This is a genomic window from Seohaeicola zhoushanensis, from assembly GCF_014656415.1.
Lineage (GTDB): Bacteria > Pseudomonadota > Alphaproteobacteria > Rhodobacterales > Rhodobacteraceae > Seohaeicola_A > Seohaeicola_A zhoushanensis.
This window is the reverse complement of sequence record NZ_BNCJ01000001.1, coordinates 53,464-69,519: the sequence shown is the minus strand read 5'-3', so window position 1 is coordinate 69,519 and position 16,056 is coordinate 53,464. Positions and strand designations below refer to the sequence as shown.

The 16,056-nt window shown below is 65.7% G+C and carries 24 protein-coding genes and 1 tRNA gene; 8 read left to right on the top strand and 17 right to left on the bottom strand.

Features of this window, described 5'->3' with window-relative positions:
- Nucleotides 1-7 precede the first annotated feature (7 nt).
- The 16 genes from IE266_RS00420 to IE266_RS00345 all read right to left on the bottom strand — a co-directional run bounded on the left by IE266_RS00420 (nucleotide 8) and on the right by IE266_RS00345 (nucleotide 12,080).
- Nucleotides 8-268: a hypothetical protein gene (locus IE266_RS00420; protein ID WP_189678055.1), complete on the bottom strand. Its 261-nt coding sequence runs from the start codon at nucleotides 266-268 to the stop codon at nucleotides 8-10.
- A 44-nt stretch (nucleotides 269-312) separates the two neighbouring features.
- Nucleotides 313-648, bottom strand: coding sequence for a hypothetical protein (locus IE266_RS00415; RefSeq protein ID WP_189678054.1), 336 nt, complete (start codon nucleotides 646-648; stop codon nucleotides 313-315).
- A gap of 121 nt (nucleotides 649-769) precedes the next feature.
- Entirely contained in the window at nucleotides 770-2,419 is a 1,650-nt protein-coding gene (locus IE266_RS00410; RefSeq protein WP_189678053.1) for a portal protein, read from the bottom strand.
- Nucleotides 2,416-2,601: a hypothetical protein gene (locus tag IE266_RS00405; RefSeq protein ID WP_189678052.1), complete on the bottom strand. Its 186-nt coding sequence runs from the start codon at nucleotides 2,599-2,601 to the stop codon at nucleotides 2,416-2,418. The genes IE266_RS00410 and IE266_RS00405 overlap by 4 nt, the downstream gene beginning before the upstream one ends.
- Before the next feature lie 5 nt (nucleotides 2,602-2,606).
- On the bottom strand, nucleotides 2,607-3,116 hold the full coding sequence (locus tag IE266_RS00400; RefSeq protein WP_189678051.1) for a hypothetical protein: 510 nt from the start codon (nucleotides 3,114-3,116) through the stop codon (nucleotides 2,607-2,609).
- 214 nt (nucleotides 3,117-3,330) lie between these two features.
- Nucleotides 3,331-3,669 carry a hypothetical protein gene (locus IE266_RS00395; protein WP_189678050.1) on the bottom strand — a complete coding sequence of 113 codons (339 nt, stop codon included), beginning with the start codon at nucleotides 3,667-3,669 and terminating at the stop codon, nucleotides 3,331-3,333.
- Nucleotides 3,669-3,953, bottom strand: a complete 285-nt coding sequence (locus IE266_RS00390) for a hypothetical protein (protein WP_189678049.1) — start codon at nucleotides 3,951-3,953, stop codon at nucleotides 3,669-3,671. The genes IE266_RS00395 and IE266_RS00390 overlap by 1 nt, the downstream gene beginning before the upstream one ends.
- Complete coding sequence (locus IE266_RS00385) at nucleotides 3,950-5,746, bottom strand: terminase large subunit domain-containing protein (RefSeq protein WP_189678048.1); 1,797 nt, start codon at nucleotides 5,744-5,746, stop codon at nucleotides 3,950-3,952. Before IE266_RS00385 ends, IE266_RS00390 begins: the two co-directional genes overlap by 4 nt.
- Nucleotides 5,747-5,939: 193 nt before the next feature.
- Nucleotides 5,940-6,578 (bottom strand): hypothetical protein, encoded by a 639-nt coding sequence (locus tag IE266_RS00380; RefSeq protein WP_189678047.1) that lies wholly within the window; start codon nucleotides 6,576-6,578, stop codon nucleotides 5,940-5,942.
- Between the two features lie 432 nt (nucleotides 6,579-7,010).
- Nucleotides 7,011-9,089: a hypothetical protein gene (locus tag IE266_RS00375; protein ID WP_189678046.1), complete on the bottom strand. Its 2,079-nt coding sequence runs from the start codon at nucleotides 9,087-9,089 to the stop codon at nucleotides 7,011-7,013.
- Nucleotides 9,086-9,403 (bottom strand): hypothetical protein, encoded by a 318-nt coding sequence (locus tag IE266_RS00370; protein WP_189678045.1) that lies wholly within the window; start codon nucleotides 9,401-9,403, stop codon nucleotides 9,086-9,088. Before IE266_RS00370 ends, IE266_RS00375 begins: the two co-directional genes overlap by 4 nt.
- Entirely contained in the window at nucleotides 9,400-9,723 is a 324-nt protein-coding gene (locus IE266_RS00365) for a DUF6525 family protein (RefSeq protein ID WP_189678044.1), read from the bottom strand. The genes IE266_RS00370 and IE266_RS00365 overlap by 4 nt, the downstream gene beginning before the upstream one ends.
- Nucleotides 9,720-10,865, bottom strand: a complete 1,146-nt coding sequence (locus tag IE266_RS00360; RefSeq protein ID WP_189678043.1) for a DUF7146 domain-containing protein — start codon at nucleotides 10,863-10,865, stop codon at nucleotides 9,720-9,722. Before IE266_RS00360 ends, IE266_RS00365 begins: the two co-directional genes overlap by 4 nt.
- Nucleotides 10,866-10,869: 4 nt before the next feature.
- On the bottom strand, nucleotides 10,870-11,196 hold the full coding sequence (locus IE266_RS00355; RefSeq protein ID WP_189678042.1) for a hypothetical protein: 327 nt from the start codon (nucleotides 11,194-11,196) through the stop codon (nucleotides 10,870-10,872).
- Nucleotides 11,189-11,479: a hypothetical protein gene (locus tag IE266_RS00350; RefSeq protein WP_189678041.1), complete on the bottom strand. Its 291-nt coding sequence runs from the start codon at nucleotides 11,477-11,479 to the stop codon at nucleotides 11,189-11,191. Before IE266_RS00350 ends, IE266_RS00355 begins: the two co-directional genes overlap by 8 nt.
- A 325-nt stretch (nucleotides 11,480-11,804) precedes the next feature.
- Nucleotides 11,805-12,080, bottom strand: a complete 276-nt coding sequence (locus IE266_RS00345; RefSeq protein WP_189678040.1) for a hypothetical protein — start codon at nucleotides 12,078-12,080, stop codon at nucleotides 11,805-11,807.
- Nucleotides 12,081-12,127: 47 nt separating this feature from the next.
- On the opposite strand from IE266_RS00345, the gene IE266_RS00340 reads away from it, so the two are divergent.
- The 8 genes from IE266_RS00340 to IE266_RS00305 all read left to right on the top strand — a co-directional run bounded on the left by IE266_RS00340 (nucleotide 12,128) and on the right by IE266_RS00305 (nucleotide 15,821).
- Nucleotides 12,128-12,790, top strand: coding sequence for a LexA family transcriptional regulator (locus tag IE266_RS00340; protein WP_189678039.1), 663 nt, complete (start codon nucleotides 12,128-12,130; stop codon nucleotides 12,788-12,790).
- A gap of 348 nt (nucleotides 12,791-13,138) precedes the next feature.
- Complete coding sequence (locus IE266_RS00335) at nucleotides 13,139-13,390, top strand: hypothetical protein (RefSeq protein WP_189678038.1); 252 nt, start codon at nucleotides 13,139-13,141, stop codon at nucleotides 13,388-13,390.
- A 1-nt stretch (nucleotide 13,391) separates the two neighbouring features.
- A complete protein-coding gene (locus tag IE266_RS00330) occupies nucleotides 13,392-13,607 on the top strand; it encodes a hypothetical protein (protein WP_189678037.1) in 216 nt (71 codons plus the stop codon).
- 53 nt (nucleotides 13,608-13,660) lie between these two features.
- The gene (locus IE266_RS00325; RefSeq protein ID WP_189678036.1) at nucleotides 13,661-13,855 is read left to right on the top strand and encodes a hypothetical protein; all 195 of its coding nucleotides are present in this window, start codon (nucleotides 13,661-13,663) and stop codon (nucleotides 13,853-13,855) included.
- The gene (locus IE266_RS00320) at nucleotides 13,852-14,097 is read left to right on the top strand and encodes a helix-turn-helix transcriptional regulator (RefSeq protein ID WP_189678035.1); all 246 of its coding nucleotides are present in this window, start codon (nucleotides 13,852-13,854) and stop codon (nucleotides 14,095-14,097) included. The genes IE266_RS00325 and IE266_RS00320 overlap by 4 nt, the downstream gene beginning before the upstream one ends.
- On the top strand, nucleotides 14,094-14,417 hold the full coding sequence (locus IE266_RS00315) for a hypothetical protein (protein ID WP_189678034.1): 324 nt from the start codon (nucleotides 14,094-14,096) through the stop codon (nucleotides 14,415-14,417). Before IE266_RS00320 ends, IE266_RS00315 begins: the two co-directional genes overlap by 4 nt.
- Nucleotides 14,418-14,430: 13 nt before the next feature.
- Nucleotides 14,431-15,591 carry a site-specific integrase gene (locus tag IE266_RS00310; protein ID WP_189678033.1) on the top strand — a complete coding sequence of 387 codons (1,161 nt, stop codon included), beginning with the start codon at nucleotides 14,431-14,433 and terminating at the stop codon, nucleotides 15,589-15,591.
- Nucleotides 15,588-15,821 carry a hypothetical protein gene (locus IE266_RS00305; RefSeq protein ID WP_189678032.1) on the top strand — a complete coding sequence of 78 codons (234 nt, stop codon included), beginning with the start codon at nucleotides 15,588-15,590 and terminating at the stop codon, nucleotides 15,819-15,821. Before IE266_RS00310 ends, IE266_RS00305 begins: the two co-directional genes overlap by 4 nt.
- 81 nt (nucleotides 15,822-15,902) lie before the next feature.
- On the opposite strand, the gene IE266_RS00300 is transcribed toward IE266_RS00305, so the two are convergent.
- Nucleotides 15,903-15,978 (bottom strand) — tRNA-Lys (locus tag IE266_RS00300).
- Nucleotides 15,979-16,056: the final 78 nt, after the last annotated feature.

The window sequence follows — 16,056 nt, the reverse complement described above, 5'->3', positions numbered from 1 at the left end:
AAGGCGGTCAGCTGCTCGCGCTGCTGGTCGTTGATCCCGGCACCCTGCCACCAGGGTGTGCCGGTGCTGCCAGCGCCCGCATCCGCGCTAGGTGCGCCCGATCCAGCTCCAGGTGCACCTGCACCCGCTCCAGCGCCAGCCGCGCCCGCTCCCGGCGCAGATCCGCCAGGCGCTGCTCCGGCAGCACCAGCGCCCGCAGCACCAGCATTCGGCGCTCCGCCTGGAGCTGCGCCCGCAGCTCCTGTCGCTCCAGCGCCAGCTGCGCCATCACCAGTAGCCGCGCGAAAGGGCGCGGGCAGAAATCTCCAGAACTCAGGCTTCATCGGGTTTCTCCATCAGTTGGGTAAGCTCATAGGGGGTGATGCCGCCAAGGCTCAGCAGCACCTTTGCCAGCTGCTGCTGCCCGCGTTCGAACATGACGGCGTGCGGGTCCACCGGGGCAATCCCTGTGGGAATACCCTCGGTGAGGATGTGCGGCTGCACGGCCAGGAGGCCGGACAGCCGGATCAGGTCTTCGGCCAGCTCGGGCTGGTCGCGGAAGGCCTTGCGCCAGCGCAGCACGGCAGCGCCACGGGCCATGCGCACCTCGCGCACAGTCGGGTGGCCGAAGCCGGTGATCAGGGCGCTGATGCGGTCGAGGATCCCCATCAGTAGCCTAGCCTTCCCAGCGCATAGAACCCAAGCAGAAGGCACGCCAAAAACAGGCGTCCATGCCAGCCATCAAGATCGACAGACCAAGAGCGACGCCCGTGCCGCTTCACTCGAAAGCTCACTGCCCTTGCCCTCCCTGGACCTGCCCGGCCGCGCCGGCGACGTCGCGCACAACGCGGCCGCCCTGCTCGGCCATCTGCATGGCCTGCATGGCCTGCATCTGCTGCGCCCGCGCCTGGCGGTCGGCATCGGCCTGTTCGCGCGAAACCAGCAGCCGCTGCGGCAGTGCCGGCGACATCTCGTGCAGGATCTCGGCATAGTCGTCGGCGCTCAGCCGATCGGCCAGTTCGGGCTTGACGTTGATGACCGGCAGCAGGTCGGCGACGTAGCGGCGCACCGCGCCGGCCTCCGAGGCGCGCAGGGCCATGGCGGCGGCGGTCTGGTAGTGGACCTGCAGCACGGTGCCCTCGGGCGTGCCCTGCGGCACCGGCTCGATCTGGCCGTTGCGCAGCAGCAGGTCATAACGTCGGCTGAACTTCCGCGCGGCGTATTCCTCCATGATCCGGTCGGCGTGCGGCGCCCAGTTGCGCAGCTTCGCCTCTTCGATCACGCGGTTTTCCTCGTCGGAGATCCCGGTTCGGCCGGTCAGCGACATGACCGAATACATGAAGGCGTCCTTGATCGCCTCCTGCTTCGCGCGCTGTTCTTCCATGGTCAGGCCGATGTTGGCGGAATGCTCCATGTTCCGCACCATCGGCTCGCCCCGCACGTTGACGCCGCCGTAGATGGTCGAGCCCGGCCGGAAGACGCCATTCAGCGGGATCGCGTTGCGATCAGGCGCGAGCTTGGTCGGATCCGCGGCGAACTGCGCGGCGCGGATCTTGGCATCGTCCATCAGGTGGTTGGCCCGCGCCGAGGCCAGGGCGACGAAGCCGGGGCCGGTGCCGTAGGTCATGCCGCTGTCGACGTCCCAGCGCGGGAAGTAGAAGGGCATGGTGTCATAGCCCTTCACCTTCACCAGGGTGTTCTCGACCTCGCAGACGTAGAGCGACAGCCAGGGCTTGCCGCGCGGCCCCAGAGAGCGGGGCACGAAGTCGTCATTGGGCAGGACGTGGTGATACCAGGCGTGCTTGTCCTGGCTACCCTTCTCGGCCAGCTCCCGCACCTTGGCCGGCACGCGGTCCTTGAACTCGCGCACGGCTTGGCGCGGGGTCAGGTGGAACTTGCGCAGGATCTCGATCACCCGGCCGTGGGCATCGAGCGCGACGACAACCTGCGCCAAGCTGATGGTCACGTCGATGAACCGCCGCTCGGCCAGGTCGAGCTCGTCGTAGCCGGCGGCGTTGCCGAAGGCGCAGATGTCGGCATAGGCTTGGTAGGAGGCCGGGTAGAACGACGACATCGACGGGCTGAAGCTGTTCATCACCTTGGCCGCCTGGCGATCGAGCCAGTCGGCAAAGGGCGGCCAGCGGTTCAGGTCGGGATCGGGCGTCTTCAGCCCGCCCCAGCGGCTCGCCGGGTTGGTGATCGCGGCATAGATCCCGGCCGCGAAGTTGCCGTGGGCGGTCACCGGCTCGCTCGACAGTGGCTTGATGAGGGTGCGCGCCGTCGGGCTGTCCAGGCCGAAGCCGCCCCGCTGGGGGCGGATCAGCCGCGCGATGTCGTTCCAGTCCGCTTCGAAGGGGGTGCGCTCCTGGCGCAGCTCTTCCCAGCGCTGGATCGTCTCCTTCGCGCGATCGCTCTGCGCGTGGATGGGTTCCGGTTTCATGCCGGCACTCCCAGCTTGGGCGTCGCCGGGATCCCAGTGGGCGAGGTGAACACGTTGGCGGCCGCGCCGGCGCGCCGACGGCGCAGCAGCGCCTCGACATCGGCGGCACGGTTCGCCTCACCGCTGGTGGTGCTGGCCAGCACCGGAGCGGCCGCGACGGGGGCGGGGGAATTGAAGCACATGGGCGTTACTCCTTCGGTTGGTGGTGGGTCCAGGCGAATTGGGAGAAGGTTACGGCGCCGTCGGCGCCAAAACCTGGCATGTCGGTCTCGTGGCGGAAGCCACAGGCACGCAGGAAGCGGGCGGCGGTCGGATGGTCGCGCCAGCTGCGCGCCTCGATCCGGTGAATGCCGCGCTCGGCGCAGAATTTCGGCATGTCGTCGCGGATCTGCAGCGCCGCATGGGCGAGGGCGCGACGGTGGACGCGATGCGAGCGCGCCAGCAGGGCGGCCGAGGCCACACCCGCCTGCCCGGTGTTCACGAGGGCCAGCACCGCAAAGGGCTGGCCCGCGCGGGAGTGATCGTGCAGCACCAGGTTCAGAACGCTGACCGGCACCATGGACCGCCACTCGGCAAACAGCGCCAGGTGGCTGACGGACGCCCCGCGCACCAGGCTCGCCTCGACCAGGTCGGACGGGTCCAGGCGCGACAGGACGGCCATGCCGTTCAGGTCATCGAAGGGCTGCGCGCGGATCATGGGCGGGCACCCACTTCCAGGAGATGCCGGTCAAACTGCGACTTGAAGCCTCGGTAGAGCCCATGGACCGCAGCCATGAGCTGGTGCCTGGTCATGTCGCCCAGGCGCTGACCGCAGTACCGCATGTCTTCCAGCTCGGCCTCGCTGGGCGACCGAACAGGGTCGGAATATTCCCCATGCGCCAGCCGGCGTTCAGCATCCATCCGCGCGCTGCTCATGGATACACCGGCGTCGGATCGTAGGTTGCCGCGAAGATGTCGGGCTTGCAGGGATACAGCTCGCCCTTCACTCCCCGGATGATCATGTCTCCGGGCGAAGCGCGATGCGCTCCTTCCAGCGTGCCGATCCAGAGCTCCCCGTCGAAAACCGCGACTTCGTTCTCGCGCAATTCGCTGATCAGCTTGTCGCCGTTGGACACTTCCCGCACCACGGCCGGAAACCACTCCGGGCAGGTGCCCTTGATCACCGCACCTGCGCCGTCCGGTTCGCCGACAAGCTTGCCGTCGAACAGGGCGGCTTCGACGGTCACGGGTTTCTTGCGATACCGGGCCATTACGCCACGGCTCCCGCATTCACCGCCCGGCGCGCCTTGTTGCCCCAGAGGTAAAGCGCCTCTTCCAGGCCACGGGGCGATTTGGCTTCGATCCCGGCCATGGTCACGGTGGTGACACCCTTGGCAGCCTTCACCTTCAGCCCTTCCTCGGTTTCGAGGCGGGCAAGCAGGTCGGTCTTGTCGCCGCCCTTCTCGAACGGGGCGATCTCGGCCGCCAAGCGCTCCAGGCGCGGCAGGTCCAGTTTCTTCGCCTTGGCGGGCGCCTTCGTCGTTTTCGTGGTCATGCTGATGCTCCATAGGGATCGAGCAGATCCCATCCTGATGTCAGGCCGCCGGTCTCCTGCCCCGGCATGGGCGGCCCTCCGTTGTGCCCCATCATGCGGGACGGTGAATTGCCGGGAATTCTGCGGACGTAGGGGGATTGCCCCATGCCGTCGTGGCCGCTCAGCAGCAGATACTGCAGGGCGTCCATCACGTTGGCCTCGGTGAAGCTCTTATCGGGCACCTTGCGCTTGTCGCCGGTGCTGTTGACCTCGTCGGTCCAGACGTAGCGGGCGAGGAAGCCGGCGCGCAGGAAGCGGCAGCTGGGATCGATCAGCAGCCCAGGCTCGCCCGCCTCGATCGGGGCCTCCAGGGCCGCGCGCACGGCCTCCAGGCGCGGCTGGATGCGGTTCGTGCCGATGGTCTGCGGCCGCACCCGGAAACCCGCCGTCTTGCCGACCAGGAGGTTCCAGGTCTCGTTCTCGTCGGAAGCCAGGCTCGAGCCGTGTTCCCCGGCCATGTCGCCATAGGCGCATTCGACCTGCAGGCCGGGCCAGCGGTCTTCCAGGAGGGCCGACAGGCGCTGCCCGAAGATCGTCGCCAGCAGGCGCTCGCGCGGGAAGTGCAGCTCGCCCAGGATGCGCCAGCGGAAATACCCGGTCCTCTGGGCGATCACGGCGGCACCGAAGAGCCCCTGGTCGAGGCCCAGCAGCAGCGGCAGGCCGGGGATGACCTTCAGCGGCTCGGATGAGACGTGCACGCGCGGGCTGAACTCGCGCTTGAACACCGGATCCCCGACGCGCAGGTAGGTCACCTTGTTGTAGACCAGGCGGTCGTTCATGTCGCCGCGCCCCGCCAGGGTGTTGGCGGCGATCTGGCGGGCGTAGTAGCTGGGCGAGAGGTTCTGCAGGTTCTCGCAGCCCGGCTCGCCGTAGCCCGGCTGGTTGAAGAACTCGATCGTGATCGCCTTCGCCCCCTCGGGCAGGCCGGCGCTCAGCTGCTCGCCCATGCGCTTGCGCTCTTCGGGGTTGTGGAAGACGGTGAAGGTCCAGTTTTCCTCGTCGGGCGCGTTGAAGTCGCCGACGATCTGGCCGTAGCTGCGCAGCTGGGGCGGCAGCCCCTCGAAATGCTGGCGCGCCGGCCAGCGGTCGATCCGGCCGATGCCGACGGTCAGCACCTCGACGGGCAGGGTGTCCATTTCGTTCAGCACCATGTCGGTGGTCTGAACGCCGCGCATCGAGGCGATGATGTTATCCCCGAAGGCCATGAACTCGACGGTGAACTCGATCGGCCCCCAGGCGTCCTCGAAGGTGATCTTGTGCGTCACCGGGTCGCCTCGCCCGCCCGACCAGGTGCCCATGCTTCGCGGGAAGGTTTCCAGGTAGCTCGGGATGGTGGTCGACCACAGCTGCCGGTAGGTCTCGCGGATGAACAGCAGCTTGTAGCGCCGCACGCCGTCGATCACCGACTTCGGCATCTCGATCGCGCGGCGCAGGCGCGATTTCATCAGCGTGGTGGTCTTGCCGCTCCCGACCGGGCCCTGGATGCCCAGGATGTCGTCATTCGACCAGAAGAACGCCTCGGCGATCGGGCCGGGGAAGGTAACCTCTGCCAGATCGGGCAGTTGACTGGCGGCCTCGACCAGGTCTAGGCTCTCGACAGCCTCTTTCGCCCCCAGCCCATTCAGCTGCGCGACCCGTTCCTCTGTCAGCTCCGCATCCGTCGGTTCCGCAGAGGCACTTCCCCCCACCCCTTCGTGGGCGGTCCCAAGGACCACCCCCCGACCCCAAAGCCCCATTCTAGGTTTCGCGCTCATTGGCGAACCTCCGGGGCCGAAAAGGTGCATGGGGTCGGAGCCAGGGGCAGGAACCAAGAGGCCGAGGCCCCCCCCAGGGGGGTCCGGCGGTCGCGGCGGGCCTCGCCCGAGTGATTTTCGATCAGTCGGGCGAGGGCGATTTTCCCCTGCGATTTCAGTGCCTTGGCGGTTGCGTCCGACAAACTGCGTCCGATCATTCGCTTTCGTCCTCGCTAACCTGCTGATTTTGCTTGATTTCATGGGCGACGTCGGCGGGCATCATCCGACCGGCGATCCGAGCCGGTTTCGGCGTCACGTCGCGGGCCGATCGACCAGGATCCTGCCGGCTCGGCTGGCTCGGCATGACGATCTGGACGTTCTGCTGCACGCTGACATCGGGCGAGGCCTTCGGCGTGCCGTAGGGCAGCAGAGCCTCGGCCGCGCGCAGCTTCATGGCGTAGAGCTGGCTGAACATGGACAGCCGCTGCAGCGGTGTGGGCGCTGGACGGCCTCCGTCGCTGTCCTTCGCATCGGCGAACGCCCAGGTCAGCAGCTCGTCGGCCTCGCGCATCGCGGTCAGCATCGCGGTCTCGCCGCTCGCCAGGCCGGCCATCTCAGCCAGCACGTCCTCGGGCATCCGGTAGCCGCGCGCCGCCAGCCACTCGCGCAGCTGGCTCGATCCCTTGCCCAGGGCGCCCTTCGGACGGCCGGGCTTGCCGGTGCCGACCTCGTCGGGCGTCCGGCCAGCCTCGTCTGCCAGGAAGGACAGCTGCTCGCTGTTCTGCCGTGCCTGGTCGAGCCGCTTGGCGGCCTCGGCGGCTAGCGTCTGGAAGCTGTTTCGCGCTTCAGCCATGCCGGAAACCGCCTTTATTATTGCGGATCAATGGCTTAGCGCATCCCACAACGGCCACAACGGTCGAAAACCCTGCCGTTGTGGGCACCGTTGTGGCTTTTTCTCTAACCTTATCAATATGATAGGTAGTAACCACAACGGCACAACGGAGAAATGCGGTTTTCTCACGTGCGCGCAGGCGCGGGCATACGCGTATACGTGAGGAAACGCTGTATTGCCGTTGTGGCGTTGTGGGAGGTGGGCAACCTGTTGAGAGCAAAGGACTTTTGCCCACAACGGTGGCCACAACGGTTGAATTTCGTGCCGTTGTGGCGTTGTGGCCCTGACCCATGATCTGGAGCCCGAGCCGCGCGTCAATAATGGCATGGCCACGGGTCGGGGAGAAGCGGAAAGACTGGCGCGATTTCAGCGGGTTACGAGATTGTCCCATGGTCATCCCCATTCGTCGATGCTGGAGCCGTCATCAGCAGCGCCAGGGCTCGTCTGCGGCGTTGTGGGCGCGCGGTCGTCCCGATCCATCGGGAAGGACATCAGGCCGGGAATGGAGGCGAATGGCACCAGGTAGCCGCGCGTCTGAATTCCGGCCAGCGTGCGGGGTTGGGGGACGGGCTCTGCACCAGGTATCCGGCTGGTCGATTGCTGCCAGACACCGCCATGCCACTCGGTGCCCTTGAAGAGCTCGTTGAGGGCCGGGATCTTCTTGTTGGCGATGAACAGCTGCGCCTTGTCCTTGGTGCCGTAGACGCGCAGGCCGAACTTGGCGAGCTTGGCGTTGACCTTCTCGCAGCGCTCGCGATCGGTGGCGGTGGCCTCGTCTACCAGGTTCGTCGGTGCGCCTGGCAGGCCAGCGGCCGCCTGGACCCACTGCGCGATCGTGTGGAGCTCGCCCTTGCGGTAAGGATCGAGGATCTGGCCCATCAGGTGGAGCAGCAGCGCCTCGCTGTCGTTCATCGTCTCTTCGCGTCCTGCAGCTGCCAGGAAGGACACCTTGTGCGCCAGCTCGGCCGCGTCGTCTTCGTTCGGCAGCTCATCGTGGCTCGCCATGTCGGCCATGGCCAGCACGGTGCCCCAGTTGTCGGCGTCACGGCCGCGCACGCCGGCCTTCTCCAGGGCGTGGCGCCAGACAGCCATGCGTGCTGGCCAGCTGTGCCAGCGGTCTATCAGCAGCCGCTTCAGGATCGCGCCGCGTGATCGCCAGTCCTTCGGGACCAGGGCGAGTTTGGCAGCGCCCTCCTTCAGCGGCTTCATCTCCAGGCGGATCAGGCGCTGCACGTCCTGGCTCTTCATCACGCCAGGGATCAGGATCGAGCTGAACAGGAAGGAGGAATAGACCTTGCCGCCGACACTCGACTGGTCGGCCGAGCCGCGGAACCATTCGCCACCGGATGCGGCGACGCGGGCGAGCTTGATGATGTCGCGCTCCTTGGTCGAACGCTCGTCGCCGGGTTCGAGCTCGTCCAGGGAGACCGGCAGGCTGGAGTGCTTCAGCTTCGAGGTGATGCCACGCTCGGTGGCGTCGTTGGACTGCACCAGGCCGTCATCGCCATGGATAAGCTTCAGCAGCTTCTGGAATTCGCTCTTGCCGCTCGCGGCCGGCGCCAGCAGCCAGAAGACCGGACGCCAGTCGAGGGCGCCGCAGAGCATCTGGACGCAGATCATGCCCAGGGCGACGGTCGGGTGGATCTCGGGGTTGGTCCAGTTCCAGGTGCGCAGGACGCGCAGCAGCTCGGGAACGGGATCTGGGGCTTCTGCGGTGGGCGCAGGGTGCGGGATGGGCGCGGCAGCGGGATAGATCCGGCTGCCGACGCGACCAGGCTTGTGCGCCTTGCCATCGACCAGCACCTGGTCGCCCATGTGATAGACCAGGGCGCCCTCGTCGTCGGTCCAGGCGCCGACGCCGCGGACGGCATTGTCGGGGTTGAAGACCCCGCATTCGCTGACCGCCTGGAACATCACCAGGCTCGCCGATGTCTGGTCGAAGCGGTTCGGCACACGCTCGAAACCGCCCGAAGGTGTCTGCCGCCACTGGGGGAAGGCATGGCAGAGGCGCGGAATGTCCCGGCCGAAGAGGCTCTGGATCATCTGCGCCTCGTGCTTCTTGATCGAGCGCAGCTGTCCTAGGACGTCCAGGTAGAAGCAGAGATCGCCGTTGACCCCAAGAGGCGTGACCGGGCAGTTCTCAAAGATCTCACCACGGGCTCGACCTGCTGGCGGACGATCGCCTCCACCACCGGATGAACCTCGGCCTTTGCCCTTCGCCCCGCGATCATCGCCCGAACTGCCGGGGGCATCGCCTGTTCTTCTCTTAGTTCCATCGTCATGGCCCTTTCCTTTTGCTTTGGGTTTCACTTTCGCGGCCTCGGGGGCGTCCTTCAGCGCCTTGCGCAACTCGTCTTCGGACGGAGGCTTGGGGCGCGCCGGCTTCTTTCGCGGCGTCCGCGCAGATGGGGCGAGGCTCAGGGACGGATCGTCCAGCCAGGCCATCGGATCTTCGCTGGGCTGGTCGGTCATGCGTCGACGCTCTCGGGGAGGTTCGCGATCAGCTCGATGAGATCGCGTAGGGCGCGGGGCTTGCGGATGCGGTAGCGGATGATGGGGGCAAATTCCGGGTCGTCACATACCCGTCGAAGTTCAGATTTGAACCAGCCGGTGCGAACCTTACGCCAGCGCCACATCCACCACGGAGATGTAGAGCAGGTTTTCTCAAGGGGCCCTGGCCTTTTCCCGCCGGACGACATATCGCAAACGATCTCAATTTCAGCGTTGACGTGCGGCCCTGTGCCCCCGTCATGCTCGATCCAGGGGCCGAATTCATCGTCGGTCATCGGGCGGTCCCCCAGTTGGCGGAAGGAGCAGGTTTAAGGCGACGGCCGTGATTGTCGGCTTCGGGATGGCTGGGTCCGTAGTGGCGATAAGTGTCCTCTGCTTCTCTGTTCCGAATATTCTCAGCACTGATCGCAACGGCCTGGAGCATGCTCAGCCCGAGCCGGCCGGTCAGCTGCATAAGGTTCTCGCCGATACTCTCTGCGGCCCAGCTTCCCACTGCCGTTCGCAGCATTGCCCTTGCTTCAGGTGGCAGCGCGTCATAGGCGCGCATGTCATCGTATCTGCTGGTCCGGTAGGTGCCGTAGCCGTTGCCGCTCATGCCTCGCCTCCCTCGTCTTCCCGCGCCGCGCGCAGCGCGTCGTTCAGGTCCTTGCCGCCCCAGTCGTTCTGGAAGACGCGCACGGTGCGGCCCTTGTCCTGGTGCCTGGCGATCGCGCGGATCAGCGCCTTGCGCGCGTCCTCGTTGCTGTCCCGATCAGCCACCAGGGTGATGCTGTCGATCGCGTCGGGCAGCTCGACCTGGCCGAGGTTCGACAGGCTGATGGCGCAGATCACGCGGGCCTCGGGGATCAGGTCGACCACGCTCATGGCGTCCTCGATCCCCTCGGTGATGTAGAGGTGGGTGCCTGGCGGGACATCCTTCAGCGCGCAGGGCTTGCCGCCTCTGGGGCCGATGCCCTTCCAGATCGAGATATGACCGCCCGCCCAGGGACCGAGCGTCAGCTTGGCCTTGGGCACCGGCGCCTTGTTCCAGCGGCCGGCCGGATCCTGTGCCAGGTAGGTTCGATGCACGCCGACGGGCTCGCCCGCCAGGTTCTGGATCAGCGCGACCATCGCCGGGAATTCGCCCTCGGTCACTTCGCCGGTTTCCTGGTCGACGTGGTAGTAGCGGCAGTCCGGCCGATATCGCAGGGCGCCAGGCTGGCGACGCAGACGGTCCAGGTCGACCTTGCGGACGTCCTGCAGGTAGCGGTGGACCGGCGTGCCGCGCAGCTCGGGCACCGAATGATGCCAGAGACCGACCGCGCGGCGGCTGCGCTCGGCGAGATCAGCCTGGGCGCGCTCCTGATCCGCCTTCCTCTGAGCTGCGAAGCGGTCGGCGTCGTCCTGGCGTTTCTTCCGATCGGCTTCGGTCTCGCGCTCAAGGCCGAGGATCTCGCGCGCCTCGCGGATTGCCTCGGCGTTGGAACAGCGCCGAAAGAGCGCGATCAGGTCGATGATGTCGCCATGTTCGCCGGTCGCGAAGTCCTGCCAGTAGCCGAGGCGCGGTTCCCGCGTGTTGACATAGAAGCTGCCGACGTTCCGGTCCTGGCGTCCAGGATTGAGGGTGAAGTAGCGGCCCTGATGATCGGTATGGCTGCCGTTGGCGGATGGCGCGAACCTATCCAGCAGGTACGCGAATTTTTCCCTCAGCAGCAGTTCCTTGATCTGCTGCACCGAATAGTCTTGTTGGGTGGCCATTCGTTCACGCAGCCCCCCTGTTTTGCGACTGGCGGGCGGTGATCTCGTCCATGATGATCAGGCTGCGCCAGTAGAAGAAATCGCAGACAGCTGCCGAGGCGCGCAGATGGGCGGCGCAGCGGTCGTTGCTGTCGCGCACGCTGCCGAACAGCGCCGCGGCGTCGATCATCGGGCGCACGCGGCGGTTCTCGGCGTTGGCGTTCGATGCCGCGCGGCGCAGCCGATCAAGCATGTAGGCTTCACGATCGGCGCGCGGCGCGCGCTCGGTCACCACGGCGGTCAGCACGGCAGCCAGCTCGTGATCGTGAAGGGTGAGCCGTTGTTCATCCATGCAGATCCCTCCGGTCCTGGCCGGGCGGTTCCGGCATGTTCAGCGCCTGGACGAAGGTCAGCAGCTCGTCGCCCAGGGACACGCGCTGGGGATCCGACTGCGCCACGTCCCACATCGTCGCGAAATGGGTGATCGCCAGGGACAGGCGGTGCGCGCTGCCCAGCAGCTGCTCCGACTTCGTCACCAGGGCGTCGATGTCGAGCTGCTGCAGCCCGCCGGCCTTGGCCTGCATCGCGACGGCGAAGGCGTCGAATTTCACGGCCACGATCTGGTCATAGGTCATTGCGACCTCCCCGCCGCCGGGCGGCGTGTCCCGACGCCGCCCGGCAGGGGTCCTGCAACCGCGCTAATTGGCAGATCGACGCGGGAGGACATTTCGCCCGTGGTGCGGTGCTGCTGCCCCACCGCACCACGGGACAGCCTGCCACTACCTGGGGGGGTGACTACTCGTGCAGGCTGATCGGAAGAGAAATGGCGGACGGTCGCCCTCGGGGAGGAAGAGGGAAGGCGAACCGTCCGCTGAGTTGCCCGGCCGTCAACAGGGAGTGAACCGGCGGGCGAGGCAAGGCCCCACATCGGGCGGACCGCGATATGAGGCCGGCAGTAATTCATTCGGCCGCGACCTTCTCGGCGAGCAGAGCGTCGATTTCGGATCGCTCGGCGCCGTGGATCAGGTGATCGGCCGTGAGAGGGATGCCACGAGCCCTGGCATAAGCGAGCGCTCGGCGGTTGGCGTCGGGAGGCATGTCGCCAGCATCGCGCCACTTGGAGCCCTGCCGCCAAGCATAGGCGGCCTTCTCCTTGTAGCCCAGAATTGGACCCAGCGCCTTGGCCGGGGCAATCAGGCGTTCACATACTTCAAGTGGTGTCAGGTGGCTACTCATGACGCAACATCTAGAGTGTGGCCGCCTGATTTGGCAATGCAAAATTTGTGAAAATCACCCTGAAATTAGTAGTCGCGGGTGCCTACTTTGCGAAGATGGACGCTAAGTGGTTTAAGGATCAACAGAAAAAAGCCGGCGTCACAGCCGAGGATATTGCGCGCGAACTGGGTAGAGATCGCTCCGTAGTGTCCCGGATCTACACCGAGCGCCAGCCAATGAGCCACGCCCAGGCGCGCGGTTTTGCCAAGATCCTTGGCGTCAGCCTGGCTGATGTATTGGCGCACGCCGGCGTTCTGGAGGACGAAGAAGCCCAGCAGCTCGCGCCCAGCTATTCCGAAAGCGACGTGGCGCCGTATGTGCCCCGGCCAGCGGAAGCGGCGAAATTTGCGGCGATCGCGCGGGCGCTAGGCGAAAATTCCGCCGAACTAAATCTGTGGCGCGTGAAGGGGTTGGCCTTGTCCCTGGCGGGTTATCTGCCAGGAGATTTCCTGTTGGTCGACGCCACGCGCAGTGAGCTTGTTCGGTCTGGAGATGTTGTAATTGCTCATAAATATGGCCGCAATGGCGACTATGCCACGTTGCTGCGGCGCTACGAGCCGCCGGTGCTGATATCCGCATCTGGCGATCCGACGGAGCAGCGCGTCGACGTCGTCGATGGCCGAAATGTCGTGATTAGGGGCATGGTGATTGCCTGCTGGCGTTGGCCGTGATACGGGACCTCACGCCAGAAGAGCGGCGCATTTACGATGTCGCATATGACCGTTGGGCCACTAGGGCTATGGTCTCGATCTCTTTACTAACCATAGCGATGGTGTGGCCCGTTTCCCTACTTCGCGGATCGGAGCTTTTTTATGGGGCTCTGTTCGTTGGGGTGGTCGCGCCCATCGCTTTGATCTTGCTCGCTGTCGAACCTTTTGCGAGGTGGGCGGCCGACAGGGCTATTGTGCGAATGCGTCGCACGCGATCACCAAATAGGTGATAATCACAAAATCTGTGTTGACAGTCACGGGTAGCCACTCGTAACGTGCGCTCATTGCTAGAGAACAATGAGGCAAAAGATGGGCAATAATCAGGCAATATCTGTCGAGAAGGCCCGCGGTGGCATGATCTCGGATCCTGTTCTGGATCGGATCATCGCCGCGGGCCACGCACTTCAGCGAGAAGAAGCGACGGCCGAAAGCGACCTCGTGCTGATCATCCAGAACCTGCCGCAGCTGGCGGAAGAGCTGCGCCAATACCGGCAGGCCATGGCCCTGGTCAACGACATCAGCCAGGCACCGTCCAACGTGATCTTCCTGCCGCAGCACTGACATGACGAACGGGCCGACAATTCAGACCCTGACGCCTGCGCAACGCGAAGGCTACGAGCTGGCCTGCGACACTCTCGCCCTGTGGGCCGCCCAGCTCGGCTGCAACGGCATGAAAGGCGCCACCATCGCCGGCTATATCGCCGAGCTGATGCGTGCCGCCGCCACTCCACACTCACGGACAGGGGCCGCTGCGGGCTGTATTTCGGTCCGCCCCTGAACATCAGAGCCCCGGTGGCACGCGGCGCGCCGGGGCCAGCAGCTGAGGCGAGCATGTGGCAAACATTCGTTGATATCTTCACCTGGGTCGGCGGGGCAGGGCTTGTCTTCCTCGCCGGCTCGACCGCTTGGAGCATCGTGCGCGGCGGCGGGCGCAAGCCGGATCCTGCGCCGGAGACGCAGGACGATTTCCACGGCGCCATGGCGCGCTGGAGAGACATGCAGTCCAGGACGGAGCAGGGCCGATGACCTTTGTGACGGCCGACGAGGTCGCCCGCATGACGGGCTTCGAGAGCGGCGAGGCGTTCCTGCGGGCACGCGATCGCCTGGAGAAGCGAGAGCGCTTCCCGGCACCCATGCCGACCTGCCTGCGCCCCCTCAAGTGGCGGCGCGACGCGATCGCCGCCTGGGTCGAAGAGCATGGCATCTTCGGGACACGGGCCGTGTCGGGGCCGAACGTGGTGCTGTTTGAGATGGCGAGGCAGGCATGAGCAGCTTGGAAAGAATGGCGAAGGTCACCCGTCCGACAATCCGAAAGCTGGCCAGACAAGGCAAGCTGGTGGATGAAACCTTCAAGGTGTTCCAAAGGTCCGTCTATCCCGGAGCTTCGGAAAGTCAGATTGCAGCGATGCGCACCTGCTTTTTCGCGGGTGCGAGCGAAATTGCGGCACTGATGATGTACGGCCTGGACGAGGGCAGCGAACCGACCGAAGGCGACCTGGAGTTCTTCGATCATTGGCACTCCGAAGTTGACCGATTTCACAAGCGGACACTGGAGACGCTGATGGCGTCGACCGACAAGCCGAACTGATCGAGGATCCAATATGAGCGCTCGTTCCCCAATCGGTACCCGGATCCAGCACCTGCGGCAGCGTCGGCGCTCTGACGGCAGCTGGCGGGTCTGGTGGGAGCCCTCGGCCACCGGGCGCGCCCTCGGGCTCGAGCCCGTCGAGCTGGATCCAGATCGGCCGACCTGGTCGGTTCGTCAGGCGATGAAGCTCAACGACGAATTCCACGCCAGGAAGCGGGGCGAGCAGCCGACCAGGTCGGGCCCAGGCGGGCGCACGATCGCCGCACTGGTCGCCTCCTACACGCGGGATCCCGAATACCTGGACAAGCGTCCGGCGACCCGGAAGAGCTACGATGCGAACCTGCGGCTGATCGTCCAGAAGTGGGGCGCACAGCCCGTAGGATCGTTCTCCAAGGCGATCATGCGCCAATGGTATCTGACCTTGCGCCAGTCGGCCGGGGAGACCCAGGCGGTGCGCCTGCTGGGCATGTTCTCGATCCTGATGAACCACGCCGAGATGATCGAATGGCGCGCCGAGGACAGCAACCCGTGCCGCCGATTGAAGATGTCGATCCCGAAACCGCGCCAACGCGTGGCGAGCTGGGCCGAGCTGGACGCGCTGGTCGCGGCTGCCGACGCCGTCGGCCTGGCCTCGGTCGGAACGGCCTGCCTGATGTCTGCCCTGCAAGGGCAGCGCCAGACCGACGTGCTGGCTTCCCAGCGGGCGGACATGCGCAAGGTGGATGGTGCCTGGTCCTGGCAGGTAGACCGCTCCAAGCGCGGCACGCTGGGCCTGATGCAGCTGCACCCCCTTGTGGTGCAGCGCCTGGTCGGCCGCCTCCTGGTGGACGGTGGCGAGCCGGAGGACCACCTGCTGCTGGATGAACGCACCGGGCAGCCCTACAGCGTCGACCTGTTCGGCGCCCGCTTCGAAGAAGTGCGTGAGGCCGCCGCCAAGCAGGTGTCGAGCCTGACCGGCCGCGACCAGCTGCAGTTCAGGGATCTGCGCCGCACCTTCGCCGTCCTGGCGCGTGCCGGCGGTGCGAGTGACGACGATGTGGGCGACGTCCTGGGCAACTCGGCCGCGCTCGATCCGCGCCTGCAGGAAACCTACATGCCGGCAAGCTTTGCCACCGCCAGCCGCGCGGTGCTGTCGATCCGCCGGCCCGAGCCGCAAGAGAGGAAGAAGGCATGACCGCAGACCAAGCCGCCAGGATGGACAAACTGACCAGCGAGCTGGGCAAGTTGGCCGAGGAAGCCGGCATCAAGACTTGGACTGTCGTGATGATCGACGGCAATCAAACCGCGCACCTTACAGGCTCCGGCTGCTGGTGCGCTATGTGTGTGTTCAACCTAGTCTCCGCGATCCACGCTGCGGCGGAAGTGTCGAATCAGCCGAAAGAGCAAATGCAGAGGGTGCACTGATGCGTCCGACACGGACGCTGTCGGACTGTCGGACGCGACTTTGTCGGATTGCTGGATTTTCGTTTGTTTTCAAGGAAGAAGTGGTGAGCCGTGATGGGTTCGAACCATCGACCTACTGATTAAAAGTCAGTTGCTCTACCAGCTGAGCTAACGGCCCACTTCTAACGCGAGACGGTTGCCCGTCCCCTGCGCTCATATGATGATTGTTCCGTCGGGATCAACCACGATCTTCTGC